The organism is Paraburkholderia sp. BCC1884, assembly GCF_900996225.1.
GTDB lineage: Bacteria > Pseudomonadota > Gammaproteobacteria > Burkholderiales > Burkholderiaceae > Paraburkholderia.
Map to the genome: position 1 here is coordinate 1 of NZ_CAAJGL010000095.1, position 608 is coordinate 608.

Sequence of the window (608 nt, forward strand, 5' to 3'; positions counted from 1 at the left end):
AAACGTGGCGCGTCATCCGATTTGGCGTTATCGTTTGCCGCATCGCTCCACTGCCCAAGCCTCTGCCCGCCATGCGCATCCTGATTGTCGAAGACGAAGAAAAAATGCGGACCTACCTGCAGCGGGGATTGACCGAGGCCAGTTATGGCGTCGCGGTCGCCGGCAACGGCGAGGACGGCCTGTTCATGGCGCTCGAAGAGGACTTCGACCTGCTGATCCTCGACGTGATGCTGCCGGTCATCGACGGGCTCGAAGTGCTGCGCCGCCTTCGGCAGCGCAAGTCGACGCCGGTGCTGCTGCTCACCGCTCGCGACTCGGTTCCCGACAAGGTCGAGGGGCTCGAGCTCGGCGCCGACGACTACCTGGCCAAACCCTTCGCGTATGCGGAACTGCTCGCGCGAATCCGCTCGCTGCTCCGGCGCTCGCGAGACGTCGGGACAACCACGTTGCGGATCGCCGATCTCGAACTCGACCTGGTGAAGCGGCGCGTGAAGCGGGCCGGCGCGCGTGTCGAGCTGACCGCGCAGGAATTCGCGCTGCTGCAACTGCTGGCCGAACGCGAAGTGGAAATCCTCACGCGCGCCTTCATCACCTCGCAGGTCTGGGAC

General features: G+C 65.1%; 1 protein-coding gene. It reads left to right on the plus strand.

Annotation, left to right across the window (positions count from 1 at the left end; all coding sequences use genetic code 11):
- Nucleotides 1–71: 71 nt before the first annotated feature.
- On the plus strand, nt 72–608 hold a 537-nt coding region (locus FQ705_RS22385; protein WP_144144401.1), incomplete at its 3' end, for a response regulator.